Here is an 18,028-nt window from a genome sequence, read left to right as displayed (position 1 = left end):
TTGACCCTTTTCCCTGTTGGCTCTTCTCGCAAAGCTCGTCAGGATTATTATGGCAAAATTACCTTTTCTTTTATTCAGGAGTTTGAGGCTTTCACATAACAGTACTTGTCTTTGTATTGAAAAATGTGTCCGTCAGTCAGATGTTATCCTTAATGTCTCTCTGCTTATTAGTTTATAATCTCGGTCAGGGAGAATTGAGGAACAGCTTACAGCCTTTCTCATAAATATGAAGTATAAATTAATCTGGTATCTAGGACAGAATATCGTCTAATGTTAAGCGTTTCGGCGTTCCCCAGAACGAAAGCTTTGTACCTCATAATTATAAAAAAATCTCAAGCAATGGCGCTCAAAACCCTTTAATTCTGAAGATAATCCTAAGATTTAGCCCGAAAAAGAGCCAGAAAGGTGAGGATAGCTAGGATGGAAGTGAAAAGCAATTTTGACTCGAAATTATCCCAGGGGATCGATCGCATTTAACGAAACCCTTACCCTAACAGCATAAGACAAGAGAAGGACTTATTAAGGAGAAACCCAGCCATGAAAATCGGCGTAATCAAAGAAAGTGACCAAGGCGAGGCGCGGGTGGCGCTAGTGCCGGATACCGTCGCCCGTTTAGTCAAGGCGGGATTTGAGGTAATTGTCCAAAATGGGGCGGGAATTAGTGCCAACTTTGCCGATAGTGCCTATAGTGCCGTGGGAGCCGCCCTGAGCGAAAACAGCGAATATATCTATGAAACTGCCGATATTATTCTCAAAGTCGTCCCTCCTAGCGATAGCGAGATCGATCGCCTCAAAAATGGGGGTATTCTCATCGGCTTTCTCGATCCCCTGCGTCAACCCCGGCGCATTGCCAAATTAGCCGATCGCGGGATCACCGCTTTGAGCATGGAATTAATTCCCCGCAGTAGTCGCGCCCAGAGTATGGATGCCCTCTCCTCTCAGGCTAACCTCGCCGGTTACAAAGCGGTACTCCTCGCCGCCGTGCAGCTGCCGAAAATGTTCCCGATGATGACTACCGCCGCCGGTACGATTGCCCCAGCCAAGGTGCTGGTATTGGGGGCAGGAGTTGCCGGATTGCAAGCTTGCGCCACCGCCCGCCGTTTGGGGGCAGTGGTGGAGGCTTTTGATATTCGTCCCCAAGTCAAAGAAGAAGTGCAGAGTGTCGGGGCGAAATTTATTGAAATGCCCCTAGAAGAAGATACCGTCGCCGATAACGGTTACGCCAAAGAGGTTTCTCTTAGCACACAGGAGCGCATTTGTCAAGCCCTAACGGAACCAATTAAGCGGGCTGATGTGGTGATCACCACCGCCCAAGTACCAGGGAAACAGGCCCCGCTGCTAGTCACCAAAGAAATGATCGCCACCATGAAAGCGGGGGCGGTAATCGTTGATTTAGCGGCGGAACAGGGCGGAAATTGCGCCTACACCCAACCGGGACGAGAAATCATCGAAAATGGGGTAAAAATCGTTGGAGCCGTTAATCTTCCTGCCACAGTGGCCACCAATGCCAGCCAGATGTACGCCAAAAACCTGCAAATGCTGCTACAGCTTTTAGTCAGCAAAGAGGGCGGTTTAAACCTCGATTTTGCCGATGACATCATTGATAGTGCCTGTGTCACCCACGCTGGCGAAATCCGCAACCAACGCATTAAATCCGCCCTCAGTGAACAGTTATCCGCTTTTTAGCTATCAGGAGTCGGTCGTCAGGAGTTAGGAGTCAGGAGTCAGGAGTCAGAAGGCAGCTTTGTTCTCCCCACTTCATAATTCATAATTCATAATTCCCACTTCCCCAATCCCCCACTTCCCCAATCCCCCACTTCCCCAATCCCCCATCACCCCACTTCCCTATCCCCAAACCCTATCCCCTTTTTACTTAACCAATGACTGCCCAACTTTTAACCGCTTTAGTGGTATTTGTCCTCGCTTCCTTTGTCGGTTTCGAGGTGATCAATAAAGTTCCTCCCACTCTCCATACACCCCTGATGTCGGGAGCGAATGCAATTTCAGGTATCGCCGTTGTCGGTGCGCTCCTCATCGCCGGAGGCACGGATTGGCACCAATTAACCGTAATTTTAGGGTTAATTGCCGTTATTTTGGCGATGGTTAACGTGGTCGGTGGTTTTGTCGTTACCGATCGAATGCTGCAAATGTTCAAGAAAAAAGAGGCTAAATCATGAATAATGCCCTTATCACAGGGATCGAGTTGTCCTATCTACTTGCCGCCATTTTATTTATCATCGGTCTTAAACAATTATCTTCCCCCGCTACCGCCCGTCAAGGCAATTTTCTGGCTGCCATCGGGATGCTAATCGCCATTATTGCCACCTTAATCAATCAAGAAATCCTCAGCTATGGTTTAATCGCCGTGGCGTTAGTGATTGGCTCGATTATCGGCCTAGTTTCGGCGCAAAAAGTCCCGATGACAGCTATGCCCCAAATGGTGGGGATTTTTAACGGTTTAGGCGGTGCTGCCAGTGCTTTAATTGCCATTGGCGAATACTGGCGTTTACTGCAAAGTGGTGAAAATATTGCCTTTGACTCGATACTGATCGCTATTTTGGGTATATTGATCGGCGGTGTCACTTTTACCGGTAGTGTCCTCGCTTTTGCCAAATTACAGGAATTAATCAGTGGCGCGCCCGTAACTTTTCCTTTCCAACAACCCTTTAACATTCTCTTGCTACTCACCTTTTTAGGGGGTAGTGTCTATCTCTTTTTTGATCCCACCTCGATCGATGTTTTCCTGACCTTGGTGGCACTTTCCCTAATTTTCGGGGCTTTATTCGTGCTTCCCATCGGCGGCGGCGATATGCCCGTGGTTATCTCGCTCTTAAACTCTTTTTCGGGACTTGCCGCCAGCGTAGTCGGTTTTATCCTGATGAATAGTATGTTGATCATCGCTGGTGCTTTGGTGGGTGCGTCGGGGATTATCCTGACTCAGATCATGTGTAAAGCCATGAATCGATCGCTGGCTAGTGTACTATTTGGGGCATTTGGTACAGGTGCTAGTGCTGGAGGCGAAGCGAGCGCCACTTCTAGCCTTGATAAATCAGTTCATGCTATTGATTCAGAAGAAGGGGCAATGATGCTCGGTTATGCGCGTTCTGTGGTGATTGTACCCGGTTACGGCATGGCGGTGGCCCAAGCACAACACGCAGTGCGAGAATTGGCTGAACAGTTGGAAAAAAATGGCGTTGAGGTTAAATATGCTATTCACCCCGTGGCAGGAAGAATGCCCGGCCACATGAATGTATTATTGGCCGAAGCTAATGTTCCCTATCCGCAACTCTACGATATGGATGATATTAATCCTGAGTTTGAGCGCGTTGATGTGGCGTTAATTATTGGGGCGAATGATGTGGTTAATCCCGCTGCCCGTCACGATAAAGCTAGTCCGATTTATGGAATGCCGATTCTCGACGTGGATAAGGCACAGCACACGATCGTGATTAAGCGCAGTATGCGATCGGGTTTTGCTGGGGTAGAAAATGAATTATTCTACAATCCTAAAACCTTTATGCTCTTTGGTAGCGCTCAAGATGTGGTAGCACAATTAGTATCACAAGTCAAGGATTTGTCATAATTCTTAACAAATAGGACGGGGTGAAAACCCCGTCTTTTTTTTTATCCGATTTTCCAGAGTTTAAAGATAATCAAGAACTAATTCCCCTTTGCTCACTTTTTCGGTAATTAAAGTTCTGACTAACTCTAATTCTTCTAGGGTCACTTTACCATCAGACCTCATAGCTAGGGCGATTCTTTCCCTTTCCCCTTGAGTGATCACGCCATCAACACTAGCCTGTTCGATAATAGCTCGCAACTTTTCTAGTTCCTGTTGTTCTTCTGCGGTTAATTCTACTTGATTAGGACGAGATATTTCCATAAAAATTTCTCCTTGAGTGATCAACACAAACTTGGTAATTTTTTCTAAGTAGTGGAACCCATGGCAGTTATCCCCAGTCAGCATCAGCAATCAGGGACAATGATTTTAGCAAGAGCTAGACCTTGATTCTTGACAGGGAGCCACTAAACCTCAACAGATGATCGATGATAACTGATAGAGCTTACAGTATAGTGATTAATAGAAGCAATTTGCAAAGAATTATCGAGATAAAGAATGGATATTCGATCGACTGACACCTCGCTCCTTACTTGGACAGGAGATACTTTAGCCCTAGGTTTACCAGAAGGAGCCATCGAGATTGCAGGAGAATTGGCAGAATTAAACGATAAACTAGGGGGAAACCTAGGGGATCTCATCTCCGAGACGGAATTCGAGGGAAAATTAGGCAGCAGTGCGGCGACTCGTCTAGGTGGTGGTCCGATTCGCAAATTAATCCTGGTGGGATTGGGAAAAACTGCCGATTTCGACCTGCAAACCCTGCGTCTAGCGGCCGCCGCCATCGCTCGTCTGGCCAAACAACAAAAAAGCCAAGCTCTGGCCATCAGTTTACCGGTAGTTGGCGATCAGTCCGCCACTGCCGGAGCAATCGCAGAAGGGCTGCTGCTGGCCAATCATCAGGATACCCGCTTCAAGTCCACTAAAGAGGAAAAAGGAGCCAAATTAGAAACCGTCGAGTTATTGGGTTTAGGAGAGCAAACATCAGCGATCGTCAAGGCCGAGCAAATCTGTTCCGGAGTGATTTTGGCCAGAGAATTAGTCAATGCTCCCGCTAACACCGTCACCCCCCTAACCATGGCAGAAACCGCCGAGCAAATTGCCGCCGAATACGGATTAAGTCTCAAAATTCTGGAACAGGAAGAATGCGAAAGCTTGGGCATGGGAGCCTTCCTTGGAGTGGCCAAAGCCTCGGATATTCCCCCGAAATTCCTTCATTTAATCTATAAACCCCAAGTAGCCCCGAAACGTAAACTAGCAATCGTCGGTAAAAGTTTAACCTTTGATTCCGGCGGTTTGAATATTAAAGGGGCCGGCAGCGGCATCGAAACCATGAAAATGGATATGGGGGGTGGTGCCGCCACCCTAGGGGCAGCCAAGGCGATCGCCCAATTACAGCCAGAAGTGGAAGTACACTTTATCTGTCCGGCTACGGAAAATATGATTAGTGGTCGCGCTATGCACCCTGGGGACATTTTAACCGCTTCTAATGGCAAAACTATTGAAGTCAATAACACCGATGCCGAGGGACGATTAACCCTGGCCGATGGCTTGGTTTTTGCGGAAAAATTAGAGGTGGATGCGATCGTGGATCTAGCCACTTTAACCGGGGCCTGTGTCGTTGCTTTGGGGGACGATATCGCCGGTTTATGGAGTAGCGATGAGAGTCTCGCAGATCAACTCCAAGAGGCCGCTAAATTAGCTGGCGAAAAATTCTGGCCGATGCCCCTAGAAGAAAAATATTTCGAGGGGCTGAAGTCTCAAATTGCCGATATGAAAAACACCGGTCCGCGCCCCGGCGGTTCCATTACAGCCGCTTTATTTTTGAAGCAATTCATTAATAATACTCCCTGGCTGCACCTAGATATCGCGGGTCCCGTCTGGTGCGATAAGGAAAATGGCGTTAATAATTCCGGGGCCACCGGTTTTCCCGTCCGCACTCTAGTTAATTGGGTAATGGCCAATAATTAAGTTATCGGTGATCGGTAAGCGGTATTAGGTGAGGAGTATTTTCACTGTTTACTGTTTACCGATCCCTGACAAATCTCCCCAAACCCTAACCCCTATCTCAAGGTCGCGATTCATCTCCCGTTAAACCGCGTAGCGGTTAACGGGAGATGAGTCGCGACCAGAATAAAACTAACGCGGTAGCGTTTCCACTTTCGGGGAGTTTTGGTTCTCGACGTATTTTTTTAGTTGTTCGACAGTAACGTCGCCACAACTAGCCACGAAATAAGCTCCCGCCCAAAAATAGGGTTTGTTGTCGAAATACTTTGCCGCCAAATCCGGAAATTCTTGTCTAATTAAGCGACTACTAACTGTTTTAAGGTTAGCGATTAGTTTGGTCCATGATTGTAATTAGTTGATATACTAGGCAGTAAGTGTTACAATTTAACTATACATCACATCACGAAACTAACGACAGTGATAACGCTTACCTACCAGTACAAACTAAAGGTAAACAAGAAACAGGAACGAGAGATTGTCCACATTCTTGATGTTTGTAAGAGCGTTGATAATTACGCGCTCTCGGAACGGAAAGATTGGTTAAACTCTCGAAAGTGTCTTGCGGATCGCTGTTCGCTAGTTTCTGAGTACATAATTCCTGCGGATCAACCCTATCCAAATTACTTCGTTCAAGCTAAAAATATAACGGAAGCTAAAAAAGTTTACCCGATATTAAAGACAGTTAACGCTCAAGTCTTACAGCAAGTTTTAAAAACTGTAGATAAAGCGTTTGACCACATGAAATCGAAAGGCTTCGGCTTTCCTAGATTTAAGAAAAAGATGCGAAGTTTTATTTTTCCTGCGCTGTCAAAAAACTTCTTAGGTGACGAATACTTAAATTTTCCACAATTGGGAAAAATTCGGATTAGGAAATCTAGGAAGTACCCGTCTGGGTTTGAGCCTAAACAAGCTCGAATTATCCAAAAAGCGTCGGGATTTTACGTTTTGGTTTCTTTCCAATCTACGGAATTAGTTCCCGATATGACAGTAGGGAAGACCTGTTTAGGAATTGACGCGGGAATTGAGAGTTTTGTCGCTACTTCACGGGGAGATTTAATCAAAGCCCCTCGATTTTTGTTGAAAGTACAGAGTAAGCTTAAATTGCTACAAAGACGCTTGAAACATCAAGTCAAAGGCTCGAACAATTGGTTGAAACTCCAAGATAAGATAGCGAGATTACACGAAAAAGTGTCTAATACTCGTAGAGATTGGCATTTTAAGTTAGCTCATTACCTTTGCGATCTCGCTGATAATATCTTTGTTGAAGATATTAACTTCGTTTCCTGGTCTAGAGGGATCGTTAGAAAACAATCTCTGGATTCAGGTATTGGTAGTTTTATTAACGAGATACTACCATTGGTTGTTTGGAAACGGGGAAAATATTATCTTAAGGTTGATAAAAACGGAACCTCGCAAGAGTGTCCGAATTGTGGCGCAATTACTGGTAAAAAAGCGTTATCGGAAAGAGTTCACCGGTGTGATTCTTGCGGCCACATTGAACCGAGAGATACGGCATCAGCGAAGGTAATTGAGAACCGAGGAAAAAACGCGGTCGGACTGACCGTGTTAGAAAACGCTCGCGGAGGCGATTTGACGGGGATCGACTGGGTTAAACTCGGTCGATCTAGTTAAAAGCCTAAGAACCGAGAATCCCCCGCTACACCGCGCTCCGCGGTTAGCGGGGGAGAGTCAATCCCCGATAACTGATAACTGCTAGACTAATTGGGTGATGCTTGCAAGATTAATAAAACCAGTGTCGAGATTAGAATGCAGGGACTTTTAAGAAAACTTTGGCGTGCGATCGAAAACTTTTTTACCCGACTTTTGGGGGGACAAGGGGGAAAGGGGAGAGTACAAGCGATCGAATCTGTTCCCCTAACCGATACAGACTACGAGTTTCTCTATATGCAGTTACTCGATGGAGTGTCCCACGGTTGGCACGAAGGCAGAATTCTGAGATTTTTTGAGAAATTGGGCGATCGAGGTCGGCAAAAAGATTGGGTAGAATGGTTAGAGCGCTTTGGGAGCCGTCTGCAATCCTCCGCTTCCCTTAACCAACTTCTCGCCACCAGAATGATCCGTTTGGGAGAATTAGCTCGCGCTTTCCCCGGGATTGAACGTATTGGTGAAGCTTCCTACGAGATCGGTTATCAACTCTACACCAAAGAAACTGCCACTTTAATCTGGGAATACGCCGGCGACGATGAGGCCCCGGGCAGTTATTCCCAGCCGCAACCCCCAGAAAATCTCTCATATTCGGGTGAAACTAGCGATTTTAACGGTGCTGACCCAGAAAATCCCCAATTAGAAACCCTGACCCTCGATGAATTATTTAACCGTCTGCAAAACGATCCTACCCTAGCGGGCCAAATGGCCGAACAATTGGGCATCGAAAATAAGGACGCAGAAAGCATTATTGATAGTCTCATCGCTCAATTTTCCCCCCAGGAGGGTAAAAACCCTGAAACTGCCGAAGATTGGTTTAATCAGGGCTTAGAACAGGCAAATTTAGGCAATTGGTCAAATGCGATCGCCGATTGGGAACAGGCCTTGACGATCGATCCCCAATTAGCCTCGGCCTGGCATAATCGTGGTAGTGCCTTAGCCATGATCGGTAACTACGAAGAAGCTTTAAATAGTTATGATCGCGCCCTAGAAATCACCCCCAACGATCACCAAGTCATTAACGCTAGAGGCAGCGCCCTATACGGACTGCAACGTTGGCAAGAGGCTTTAGAATGTTGGCAACAGGTGCTAGAAGCGGACGATAATTTTTATCAAGCTTGGTACAATCGCGGCAGTACCCTAGAAAATTTAGGCGAAACCCAAGCAGCGATCGCCTGTTATCAAAAAGCTTTAGGGATTGCGCCGGATTTTGAGCTTGCCCAAACCCGTCTAGAGGCTTTACTAGGGCAAAAACCGCCCGAAGACGACGGTAATCCCCCCGCCTGATTCAATCTGAACTTGAGCAGTCAACAGCCTACAATGAGGAGAGGATAGAGACTAATTTTAATCAATCAGGCCCAGCAATGAGTATAAAAAGCAAACCTCCTTCACAATCTCGCCTGATCGGTAATGTTTTATTAGCCGTAGGCGGCTTATTTCTGATTGTTAACCTTCTTTTCCCGCAATTATTTGGCCCTAGCGTCCCCAAAGTTCCCTATAGTCTTTTTATCGACCAAGTGGAAGATGGCAACGTCGCTAGGGTATCCGTGGGACAGAATGAGATTCGTTATCAGCTTAAAAACGACCAAGAGGGCAACTACGGACGAATTTTCAGCACTACACCGATTTTTGACCTAGAATTGCCCAAACGTCTAGAAGCCAAGGGCGTAGAATTCGCCGCCGCGCCACCGCCAAAAAATGGCTGGATTGGCAGTGTCCTTAGTTGGGTGATTCCTCCCCTGATTTTTGTCGGTATTTGGCAATTTTTCCTCGCTCGCAGCGGTGGCGGTGGTCCAGCCGGGGCTTTATCGATTACCAAAAGTCGCGCTAAAGTCTATGTGGAAGGAGATACCACCAAAACCACTTTTAAAGATGTGGCCGGTGTGGAAGAAGCGAAAACCGAATTGGCAGAAATCGTCGAATTTCTTAAATATCCCCAACGTTACATTCAAATCGGGGCGCGGATTCCCAAGGGTGTCCTCCTAGTCGGTCCGCCGGGGACAGGCAAAACCCTGCTGGCAAAAGCAGTCGCGGGAGAAGCGGGAGTTCCTTTCTTTAGTATCTCGGGGTCGGAATTCGTGGAACTCTTTGTCGGTGCAGGTGCGGCCCGAGTGCGAGATCTGTTTGAACAGGCCAAGAAAAAAGCCCCCTGTATTATTTTTATCGATGAATTAGACGCGATCGGTAAATCTCGCGCTAACGGTAATTTTATGGGGGGTAACGATGAACGGGAACAGACTTTAAACCAATTATTGACGGAAATGGACGGTTTTAACGCTGGTGATGCGACGGTAATCGTGCTGGCCGCTACTAATCGCCCAGAAACTCTTGATCCCGCCCTTTTACGCCCCGGCCGTTTTGATCGCCAAGTGTTAGTTGATCGCCCCGATCTGGCTGGACGCTTAAAAATCCTCGAAATCTACGCAGGTAAGGTAAAATTAGGCTCGGATGTGGATTTAAAACAGATTGCTACCCGTACCCCCGGTTTTGCCGGTGCTGACTTAGCTAATCTAGTCAATGAGGCCGCTTTATTGGCAGCCCGCAATCAACGCAGCACCGTCGCCCAAGAGGACTTTAATGAGGCAATCGAGCGGGTAGTGGCGGGTTTAGAGAAGAAAAGCCGGGTTCTCTCGGAAAAAGAGAAGAAAATCGTCGCTTATCACGAAGTTGGTCACGCTCTCGTCGGTGCAGTTATGCCGGGGGGTGGTAAAGTTGCTAAGATTTCGATCGTGCCTCGCGGCATGGCAGCCCTCGGTTATACCCTGCAAATGCCCACGGAAGACCGTTTCCTGATGGATGATACGGAATTACGCGACCAAATTGCTACTCTTTTAGGTGGTCGGGCCGCCGAGGAGATTATCTTTGGTAGTATTACTACTGGGGCCGCTAATGACCTGCAGCGGGCGACGGATCTGGCCGAACGCATGGTGACTACCTATGGTATGAGTAAGACTCTCGGCCCCCTAGCCTACGAAAAAGGTCAACAGAATAGTTTTCTGGGAGATGGTATGATGAATCCCCGGCGCTTGGTGAGCGATGATACGGCCAAAGCGATCGATAATGAAGTGAAAGAGATTGTCGAAAATGGTCATCAGCAGGCCCTGGATATCCTTGCTCAAAATCGCGATTTACTCGAAGAAATTGCCCAAGAAATCCTCAGTAAAGAGGTGATTGAAGGGGAACAGTTGCAAGCACTGCTCGATCGCGTTAAACCCCTCGATCGAGAACCTGTTACTGTTTAGATTGATTTGATTTTTACCTTACCCCATCTTTGTTGAAGATGGGGTTTCTCATCTAGAAATTTTGACCTTTAAGAGGGATTGGGGCTGAATATTGAGGAGATAATCCAGAAAAGTCTTGGCGATCACAGATAGTTTTTTATCCTTGGGATAAACCACATACCAATGGCGTTGGATGGGAAAATCTTGCACGTCAAGGATGGTAAATTCCCCATTGGGATTATCTAAATTTAAGACGTGCTGAGACAGAACTGAAATTCCTAAACCACCAGCGATCGCTTGTTTAATGGCTTCATTATTGCCGATTTCCAAACGCAGAGATACGGTGATGCCATGGTCGAGAAAAATTTGCTGTACTGCCCGTCTAATTCCCGATCCCATTTCCCGCATAATAAAAGGTTCCCCTTGCAGTCGTTTAATCGGAATTTTTTTCTGTCCCGCTAGGGGGTGATCTTTGCGAGCAATAACCACGAGGGGATTTTCCAGAAACGGTTGAATCTCCAGGTTTAGCTCTTGGGGGGGTTCGCTTAAAATATATAGGTCATCAACATTATTGATCATCCTTGTTTCTAGGTCTTGGTGATTGGTCAATTCTAGGGACACATCCACCCCTTGGTACTGTTGACAAAAAGGACCTAGGATCTGAGGGATTAAATATTGGGCTGTGGATACCGCAGCTAAACGCAGTTTACCCTGTTTAATGCCCTTGATATCGGCGATCGCCATCTCAAAGTTATCAAGATCCTTGAGGACTGCTTGACAGGTGACTAATAAACTGCGTCCGGCCTCGGTTAAATACAAACGTTTGCCTATCTGTTCAAATAAGGGTAAACCCAATGATTTAGTCAGTTGTTTCATCTGGGTGGAAACGGTGGGTTGGGTGATCGATAGTTCTTCAGCAGCCCTGGTAAAACTGCCATGACGAGCGGTCGCTTCAAAGACAATCAGTTGATGTAAAGTGGCGTGAATCAAGAGAGGCCTCTAGAGAGCTACACTTCTGTTACTGCCTTGAGGAGCTTTGCTAAACAGAAGCAGGAATGGAGGGGAACGAGTAAAAACCTCCCCACCCCGCTTATATCATAGGTTTAAATCAATACTTTTGTAAAGATATATCGATTTAAACTCAATTTACAAAAATTTGCTTGTCAAGATATCCGTTCTAGTATAGATTTATAACAATCGATCTTTAAAAACCATAAAGTTTTGTCTATCAAGGCTGGTCTGTCAACCGCCGGCTTTATTGTGGACAAAAATCCTTTGCTCAGTTGGATTCTCATGGAAATAACCAATCGTATTCATTTTGACAATTTGCGGGGCGATATATTAGGTTTTCTAACAGCTGCCGTCGTTTCTCTCCCTCTAGCTCTCGCTTTCGGTGTAGCTTCTGGGACAAGGACGATCATGGCTAGTTTAACCGCCAAAAATCCTGAATTAGGCTTGCCCCCAGACTTGACGCTATCCAAAGTTCTGCCCGCAACAGGTTTGCTTGAGGGGTAAAGAGCCTTATACCATTTTTCACAAGTAATGGCAGAGATGGTTAATTGCCCTCACCCCTAACCCCCCCCACCCCCCCTGCCCCCCCGACATCGGGGGGCAAGATACCTGCCAAGAATAAAGAAAAATGGTATTACTCTTACTCTTTTTCAGCTTTTGAAATTTTATTTAGCTCATTTGTATTAATACTCCTCATCAGGGGAGGCCCAAGGAGGTATTCGTGGATTTTTTGTCATTGTTTGTCATGGACTTTGTTAAGCAGTTGCAGTCCCCAACACTGGCCTTTTTGATTGGTGGGATGATCATTGCTGCTCTCGGAAGTGAATTGGTTATCCCAGAGTCAATTTGTACGATCATTGTCTTTATGCTGCTGACCAAAATCGGTCTGACTGGCGGGATTGCCATCCGCAATTCCAACCTGACGGAAATGGTGTTACCCATGATCTTTGCCGTCATAGTAGGGATTGTTGTGGTCTTCATCGCCCGCTATACCCTGGCCAATCTGCCCAAGGTGAAGGTGGTGGATGCGATCGCGACTGGGGGGTTATTTGGAGCCGTGAGTGGCTCGACTATGGCAGCCGGTCTGACGGTACTCGAAGAACAAAAGATCCCCTACGAGGCCTGGGCTGGCGCACTCTATCCTTTTATGGATATCCCGGCGCTGGTAACGGCGATCGTGGTGGCTAACATTTATCTTAACAAGAAGAAGCAGAAAGAAGCGGCCCACGACCAAGAGTCTTTTAGCAAGCAGCCGGTGGCGGCCGGGAATTATTCCGATCAGCAGGATTATCCCAGCAGTCGGCAGGAGTATCTCAGCCTACAGCAGCCTACGGATAATCGGGTCAAGATCTGGCCGATCATTGAGGAAAGCCTGCGCGGACCGGCCCTATCGGCCATGTTATTAGGTCTGGCTTTGGGCATATTCACCCAGCCGGAAACTGTCTATAAAAGCTTCTACGATCCCCTCTTTCGCGGCTTGCTTTCGATCTTGATGCTGGTCATGGGGATGGAGGCTTGGTCAAGGGTTGGTGAACTGCGTAAAGTAGCCCAGTGGTATGTCGTCTATAGCGTCCTAGCACCGTTTGTGCATGGGCTAATCGCCTTCGGTTTCGGCATGATTGCCCACTACGCCACCGGTTTCAGTTGGGGCGGTGTCGTGGTTCTGTCCGTCATCGCTTCCTCTAGTTCCGACATCTCCGGGCCGCCCACGTTGCGGGCCGGTATCCCCTCGGCTAATCCCTCCGCCTATATAGGCGCGTCCACGGCCATCGGTACACCCGTAGCGATCGGCTTATGTATCCCGTTCTTCCTTGGTCTCGCCCAGGCCCTAAGCGGCGGCTAGGATTGTGGTCGGTGGGCGCTCCCTTGACGGGGCCTACCAAGCAAATAAATGTACACACTTAAGGAGATAATCAACATGGCTAAACCAGCCAAAAAGCTCGTCATCGTCACAGAAAAGATTTTGCTGAAAAAAGTCGCCAAGATCATCGAAGAAGCCGGGGCGAGTGGTTACACGGTGATGGATACTGGCGGTAAAGGCAGTCGCAACGTGCGCTCGTCGGGACAACCCCACGTTTCCGAAACCGACACGAATGTCAAGTTCGAGATACTTACCCCCGATCGAATTATGGCCCAGAATATTGCCAAGCAGGTTGCCGATCAGTTTTTCCTCAATTTTGCGGGCATGATCTATCTCTGTGACGCGGAGGTTCTGTACGGACAGAGTTTCTGTGGACCAGAGGGCTGTGATATCTAGACAACTAAGCTTGTCTTGATCTGGGCCACCGCATCTGCAGCCTGACTGTCCTTGAGCGGTGGCCCTTTTTCCTATCCCCCAGTTTTATGACCACCTGAAACCTTTAACCCTCATCCCTTTAAACTCATGATTTTGTCCCCTATTCTGCCTCCTTCGATCGGGGAGATAGCGGTTCCCATGGCTCCGCTCCCCTTGCTCGCCACCGTTGTGGCCGAGGATTCACCGATTATTCTCTCTGGCGTATTGCTGACACTGGTGGTGATTTATCTGGCCAGCAAGCTCGGCGCAGAGGCCGCCAGACGATTGGATTTTCCGCCCGTACTGGGAGAACTGGTCGCCGGTGTGATTGTCGGCGTTTCGGCACTGCATCTGCTCATCTTTCCCGAAGGGGGACTATCGGCCTCGGACTCGCTGATTATGACGGTACTGCAAGGATTGAATCAATTGGCCCCGGCTGCCGTGGACCGCATCTTTGAGTCCCAAAGTGAAGTGATTTCGGTTCTAGCTGAAATCGGTGTGATTATTCTGCTGTTTGAAATTGGCCTAGAATCGGATCTGCGACAACTCAAGGAAGTGGGAATTCAAGCCACGGTGGTGGCCTGTGTGGGGGTGGCGGCACCTTTTGCGGCGGGTACGGCCGGGTTAATGCTCGTCTTTCATGTGGCGGCTATCCCGGCGATTTTTGCGGGGGCAGCCTTAACGGCAACCAGTATCGGTATTACCTCGAAGGTGTTGTCAGAGTTAGGTCAACTCAAATCCAAAGAAGGGCAAATTATTGTCGGTGCGGCGGTGATCGATGATGTCCTCGGTATTATTGTTCTGGCTGTGGTCGCTAGTTTAGCCAAAACTGGTGAGATTGATGTGACCAATGTTATTTATCTGATTGTCAGCGCTACGGCCTTTTTGATCGGATCAATTTTGTTGGGAGGTATTTTTAACAAAAGTTTTGTGGCGATCGTGGAGCGGCTGAAAACCAGGGGAAATATTGTTATTCCCGCATTTGTCTTCGCTTTCTTTATGGCATTTTTAGGCAATGCTATTCATCTGGAAGCGATTTTAGGGGCCTTTGCTGCCGGTTTGGTGCTTGATGAAACTGATACCCGCAACGAGTTGGATGAATTAATCAAACCGATCGCCGATTTGCTTGTACCGATTTTCTTTGTGACGGTGGGAGCGCGTGCCGATCTCGGTGTTTTAAACCCAACGGTACCGGAGAATCGGGCCGGACTTTTGATCGCTGTCTTTTTGATGGTTGTGGCGATTATCGGTAAACTGGTGACAGGCTGGGCAGTTTTTGGTATATCTGGCATCAATCGCCTCGCCATCGGTGTGGGTATGATTCCCCGGGGTGAGGTGGGTTTAGTTTTTGCTGGGATTGGTTCGGCCAGCGGAATTTTGGATAAGCCTTTAGAGGTGTCGATTATTATTATGGTAATCCTAACGACTTTCCTGGCCCCTCCCTTCCTGAGAATCGCTTTTGGTAAGACGGAAGCTGTTCCCGAAACCCTAGAAAGCAAGGATTCGGCTAATCCTATTCCTTAATTTGGCGGGTAAAATCTGATTTTTTAGACGAGGCTGAAAATGCTTCAGCCTTTTTTGTCGTTCTAGAAAACAGAGAGGAATCACCGTCCGTTTACAGCGGTGAGGATGTCAACGGTTAGAAAGAGCGCAGTTTCCCCGCGACCAACCCCATTCTTCCACCCCCACGGAAATTTGCGAACCGGGACGGACATCTCCTTTCGATAAGTCTATCAGAGTCACACTGACTGCGGCGAATAAACTGCCCCGATAAATCGGTTGTCCTTTGTTGTTAGTATTTTTAAAACTAAGGCTAGAAACTTGGGGAGGTTGACCAGAACGCGTCCAGCGAATGCGTTCAAAACGTCCATTGAGAAATTCTGCCGAATAGGACCAACCGTTATTCATGCGGCCTTGACAAAAAAGCTGTTGTGTGGCTACGGTAGCAGGAATATTGACAGATAAACTCAGAAGGCTGAATGTACCGAGAGCGATCGGCAAAAATTTCATAAAAGTTGGCACTATAGGGTCAAATAATCCCATTATAAGTTCTTAGCTCGCAAATTTAACTATCGCGGCTGCGGTAAGTTCCGGTTTTTCGAGGTGGGGAACATGACCACAGCGAGGAATCCAGACCAGTTGATTATTAGGTAAAGCCTGCTGAAATTTCTTCGCGTCTTTTGTGCCTAAAATTTGATCGTTTTCTCCCCAAATAATCAGCGTTTCTCGGTTTATTTGGCTTAATTGCGGCAAAAATGACCCATAACCGCCACTTTTGGTAAAGGAGATTAAAGCCTCACTCCAGTGGGGACAATTCAGGTGCAGACTAGCACAGGTGCAAGCATCAACAGTGGCCAAAGTTTGATCGAAATAGGCGGTACGACTGATATTTTGGCGCACGCGGGGATTGGCTAAAAAATTAGTTGCCCACTTATCGAGGGGCGAAAACATCAATTTACCCAAAACTGGGGGATTAGCTAGTCCTGCGCTGTCAATGAGGACTAATTTCGCCACTATTTCCGGGTAGGAGAGGGCAAAATCGAGGGCCACTGCACCCCCCATGGAAGCACCGACTAAAATTATCGGTTCGGCGATCGCAGTTCTCCAGAAATGGTAAAGATGGCTTTTAATAGTTTTCGGAGATACTTCTAAATCTGGGTATCGCTCAGTAAAACCGAAGCCGAGTAGATCTATCGCCCAAGTTTCCCTATTTTGGGCGAGTAAAGGTAGTAAACGCCGAAATTCCAGCAGGGAACTATCAAAACCGTGCAGGAGGACAAAAGGCGGTTGACCTTGCCCTTGTTGACTATAGGTGGTTAGAATCGATCGAGGATAGATGGGGCTATCGATGGCAATTTGTTGGATATTTTCGAGGAGAGCAAGGGAGGTATCTTCACTCAATCCCTCCCTAACAGTGGGTAAAAAGTTAGGATAATTCACGGATAAGGGCGAAAGTTTTCTAGATTTTCCGAGCATCGGTGCTGATTTTAAGCTGTTGACTATCTAAATTACTCGTTAGGACTGTCTATGAGCAGGAGAGCGAGGAGAGAGAGTTTGAGCATTTGTACTAAAATACTCAATAGACAGTTTAAATGCAGTACAGCTTAACTGATAGCTAAAGGTTATGTTAATAGCTAATTTCGAGGGTGACAGCAGCGCGCAGGGTTTGTTCCCCTCCGATAACCGGGCTACTGGCAGCATCGGCACTCCGAAAAACCGCTTCTGAGCGGGCGATTGGCACGGGATTACTGGTATTACCCACTTGGATAGAAACCGTTTCTTTTGGCACTAAACCAAGGGCCTGTAACACGATTGTGGCTTGTTCTCTAGCTTGTTCTGTGGCTTTGATGAGAGCGCTTCTCTGGCCAGCTGCGATCGCTGATTCCCCAGCAGTAAAACTTACCCCATCGATGCGTGTTGCCCCGACTTTTACCGCTTCATCGATTAAAACCCCCGCTTGGGCTATATCAACCTGAAAACTAATCAAATTAGCCCCGATATAACCGATTAAACGTCTTTGATTGTTGCTGAAGTCGTAATTGGGCTGTAAACTAATGCCGGTGGTTTCCAATTTTTCCACTTGACGGGAACGGAGAAATTTAACCACCGCATCGCTACGAGTGGCGGTTTCCCTCTGTACTTTACCCGCTTCTTTGCCTTGAACTTCTACCCCTAAGCGCACTATTGCTTGAGAAGTGGCGATATTTTCTATTCCTTCTCCCGTCACGGTAATTGTCCTCAATTCTCTTGCGTCTGCGTAACTAGGCATAACTAATCCAGTGTTGATGAGGATAAGGGACAGCAAAAAAGCCAAGCAAAATTTTTTGTAATTCATCAAAAATCTCTAGCGATCGATACTATATTTCGATTCTAGCCTTTTTTTGGGCAATTGAGTGGAAGATTATCCCTTTTCTGTCACTTTCGGAATATTGGTGACTAGGCTCTGGGAACTTGAGAAGGGGCCTTTAAGCAATGAGTGTAAAGAACCACAGAGACACAAAGGACACAAAGACCGATCCTATGTAAGTTAAACTCATCACACAGAACCTAGAAGAGCCGATAAATTCTCAAAACTTGCTATGATCCAAAAAGATTGTTAATGCACTTTCTCGGCTTAATTATCCCCTGCAATGACTCGCCAAATTCACGACCAATTTGCCAAAGAATATTTAGAAGAACTCTTAGCGTCTCTGGGAACGATTAAAAAGAGCAAGAAAGTCAAGAGTGAAG

Annotated in this window: 16 protein-coding genes and 1 pseudogene; 11 read left to right on the top strand and 6 right to left on the bottom strand. The window is 47.2% G+C overall.

Annotated features, from left to right (window positions below; translation table 11 throughout):
• The first annotated feature begins 537 nt into the window (after positions 1 to 537).
• From IM509_RS16480 to IM509_RS16470, 3 genes are all read left to right on the top strand, one after another.
• Positions 538 to 1,686: a Re/Si-specific NAD(P)(+) transhydrogenase subunit alpha gene (locus IM509_RS16480; protein ID WP_072926350.1), complete on the top strand. Its 1,149-nt coding sequence runs from the start codon at positions 538 to 540 to the stop codon at positions 1,684 to 1,686.
• A gap of 194 nt (positions 1,687 to 1,880) precedes the next feature.
• On the top strand, positions 1,881 to 2,177 hold the full coding sequence (locus IM509_RS16475; protein WP_002785583.1) for an NAD(P) transhydrogenase subunit alpha part 2: 297 nt from the start codon (positions 1,881 to 1,883) through the stop codon (positions 2,175 to 2,177).
• Positions 2,174 to 3,583, top strand: coding sequence for an NAD(P)(+) transhydrogenase (Re/Si-specific) subunit beta (locus IM509_RS16470; RefSeq protein WP_002757688.1), 1,410 nt, complete (start codon positions 2,174 to 2,176; stop codon positions 3,581 to 3,583). Before IM509_RS16475 ends, IM509_RS16470 begins: the two co-directional genes overlap by 4 nt.
• 60 nt (positions 3,584 to 3,643) lie before the next feature.
• Here IM509_RS16470 and IM509_RS16465 read toward each other — a convergent pair whose 3' ends face one another.
• Positions 3,644 to 3,883: a hypothetical protein gene (locus tag IM509_RS16465; RefSeq protein WP_044034906.1), complete on the bottom strand. Its 240-nt coding sequence runs from the start codon at positions 3,881 to 3,883 to the stop codon at positions 3,644 to 3,646.
• Positions 3,884 to 4,117: 234 nt separating this feature from the next.
• On the opposite strand from IM509_RS16465, the gene IM509_RS16460 reads away from it, so the two are divergent.
• Positions 4,118 to 5,590, top strand: coding sequence for a leucyl aminopeptidase (locus IM509_RS16460; RefSeq protein WP_185237302.1), 1,473 nt, complete (start codon positions 4,118 to 4,120; stop codon positions 5,588 to 5,590).
• 168 nt (positions 5,591 to 5,758) lie between these two features.
• On the opposite strand, the pseudogene IM509_RS16455 reads toward IM509_RS16460, so the two are convergent.
• Positions 5,759 to 5,965, bottom strand: a pseudogene (locus IM509_RS16455) (IS200/IS605 family transposase); the annotation flags it as partial.
• 78 nt (positions 5,966 to 6,043) lie between these two features.
• Between IM509_RS16455 and IM509_RS16450 the strand changes: the two are divergent.
• The 3 genes from IM509_RS16450 to ftsH4 all read left to right on the top strand — a co-directional run bounded on the left by IM509_RS16450 (position 6,044) and on the right by ftsH4 (position 10,533).
• Entirely contained in the window at positions 6,044 to 7,258 is a 1,215-nt protein-coding gene (locus IM509_RS16450; RefSeq protein WP_272079490.1) for an RNA-guided endonuclease InsQ/TnpB family protein, read from the top strand.
• A 135-nt stretch (positions 7,259 to 7,393) separates the two neighbouring features.
• Positions 7,394 to 8,578: a tetratricopeptide repeat protein gene (locus IM509_RS16445; RefSeq protein ID WP_072926368.1), complete on the top strand. Its 1,185-nt coding sequence runs from the start codon at positions 7,394 to 7,396 to the stop codon at positions 8,576 to 8,578.
• Positions 8,579 to 8,655: 77 nt separating this feature from the next.
• On the top strand, positions 8,656 to 10,533 hold the full coding sequence (gene ftsH4, locus IM509_RS16440) for an ATP-dependent zinc metalloprotease FtsH4 (protein WP_002785593.1): 1,878 nt from the start codon (positions 8,656 to 8,658) through the stop codon (positions 10,531 to 10,533).
• A 48-nt stretch (positions 10,534 to 10,581) separates the two neighbouring features.
• On the opposite strand, the gene IM509_RS16435 is transcribed toward ftsH4, so the two are convergent.
• Positions 10,582 to 11,502 (bottom strand): LysR family transcriptional regulator, encoded by a 921-nt coding sequence (locus tag IM509_RS16435; RefSeq protein ID WP_072926356.1) that lies wholly within the window; start codon positions 11,500 to 11,502, stop codon positions 10,582 to 10,584.
• 231 nt (positions 11,503 to 11,733) lie between these two features.
• Here IM509_RS16435 and IM509_RS24375 point away from each other — a divergent pair, with 231 nt between their 5' ends.
• From IM509_RS24375 to IM509_RS16415, 4 genes are all read left to right on the top strand, one after another.
• Positions 11,734 to 12,027 carry a sulfate permease gene (locus tag IM509_RS24375; RefSeq protein ID WP_072926358.1) on the top strand — a complete coding sequence of 98 codons (294 nt, stop codon included), beginning with the start codon at positions 11,734 to 11,736 and terminating at the stop codon, positions 12,025 to 12,027.
• 217 nt (positions 12,028 to 12,244) lie between these two features.
• Entirely contained in the window at positions 12,245 to 13,366 is a 1,122-nt protein-coding gene (locus IM509_RS16425) for a sodium-dependent bicarbonate transport family permease (RefSeq protein ID WP_072926360.1), read from the top strand.
• 75 nt (positions 13,367 to 13,441) lie between these two features.
• The gene (locus IM509_RS16420) at positions 13,442 to 13,780 is read left to right on the top strand and encodes a P-II family nitrogen regulator (RefSeq protein WP_072926370.1); all 339 of its coding nucleotides are present in this window, start codon (positions 13,442 to 13,444) and stop codon (positions 13,778 to 13,780) included.
• A 126-nt stretch (positions 13,781 to 13,906) separates the two neighbouring features.
• A complete protein-coding gene (locus IM509_RS16415; protein ID WP_072926363.1) occupies positions 13,907 to 15,322 on the top strand; it encodes a cation:proton antiporter in 1,416 nt (471 codons plus the stop codon).
• A 108-nt stretch (positions 15,323 to 15,430) separates the two neighbouring features.
• On the opposite strand, the gene IM509_RS16410 is transcribed toward IM509_RS16415, so the two are convergent.
• The 3 genes from IM509_RS16410 to IM509_RS16400 all read right to left on the bottom strand — a co-directional run bounded on the left by IM509_RS16410 (position 15,431) and on the right by IM509_RS16400 (position 17,633).
• On the bottom strand, positions 15,431 to 15,808 hold the full coding sequence (locus tag IM509_RS16410) for a hypothetical protein (protein ID WP_002758665.1): 378 nt from the start codon (positions 15,806 to 15,808) through the stop codon (positions 15,431 to 15,433).
• A 42-nt stretch (positions 15,809 to 15,850) separates the two neighbouring features.
• Positions 15,851 to 16,774 carry an alpha/beta fold hydrolase gene (locus tag IM509_RS16405; protein WP_081417870.1) on the bottom strand — a complete coding sequence of 308 codons (924 nt, stop codon included), beginning with the start codon at positions 16,772 to 16,774 and terminating at the stop codon, positions 15,851 to 15,853.
• A 151-nt stretch (positions 16,775 to 16,925) separates the two neighbouring features.
• Positions 16,926 to 17,633 (bottom strand): SIMPL domain-containing protein, encoded by a 708-nt coding sequence (locus tag IM509_RS16400; RefSeq protein ID WP_072926365.1) that lies wholly within the window; start codon positions 17,631 to 17,633, stop codon positions 16,926 to 16,928.
• Positions 17,634 to 18,028: the final 395 nt, after the last annotated feature.

This window comes from Microcystis sp. M31BS1, assembly GCF_020245285.1.
GTDB lineage: Bacteria > Cyanobacteriota > Cyanobacteriia > Cyanobacteriales > Microcystaceae > Microcystis > Microcystis panniformis.
This window is presented reverse-complemented; position numbering and strand designations above follow the sequence as displayed.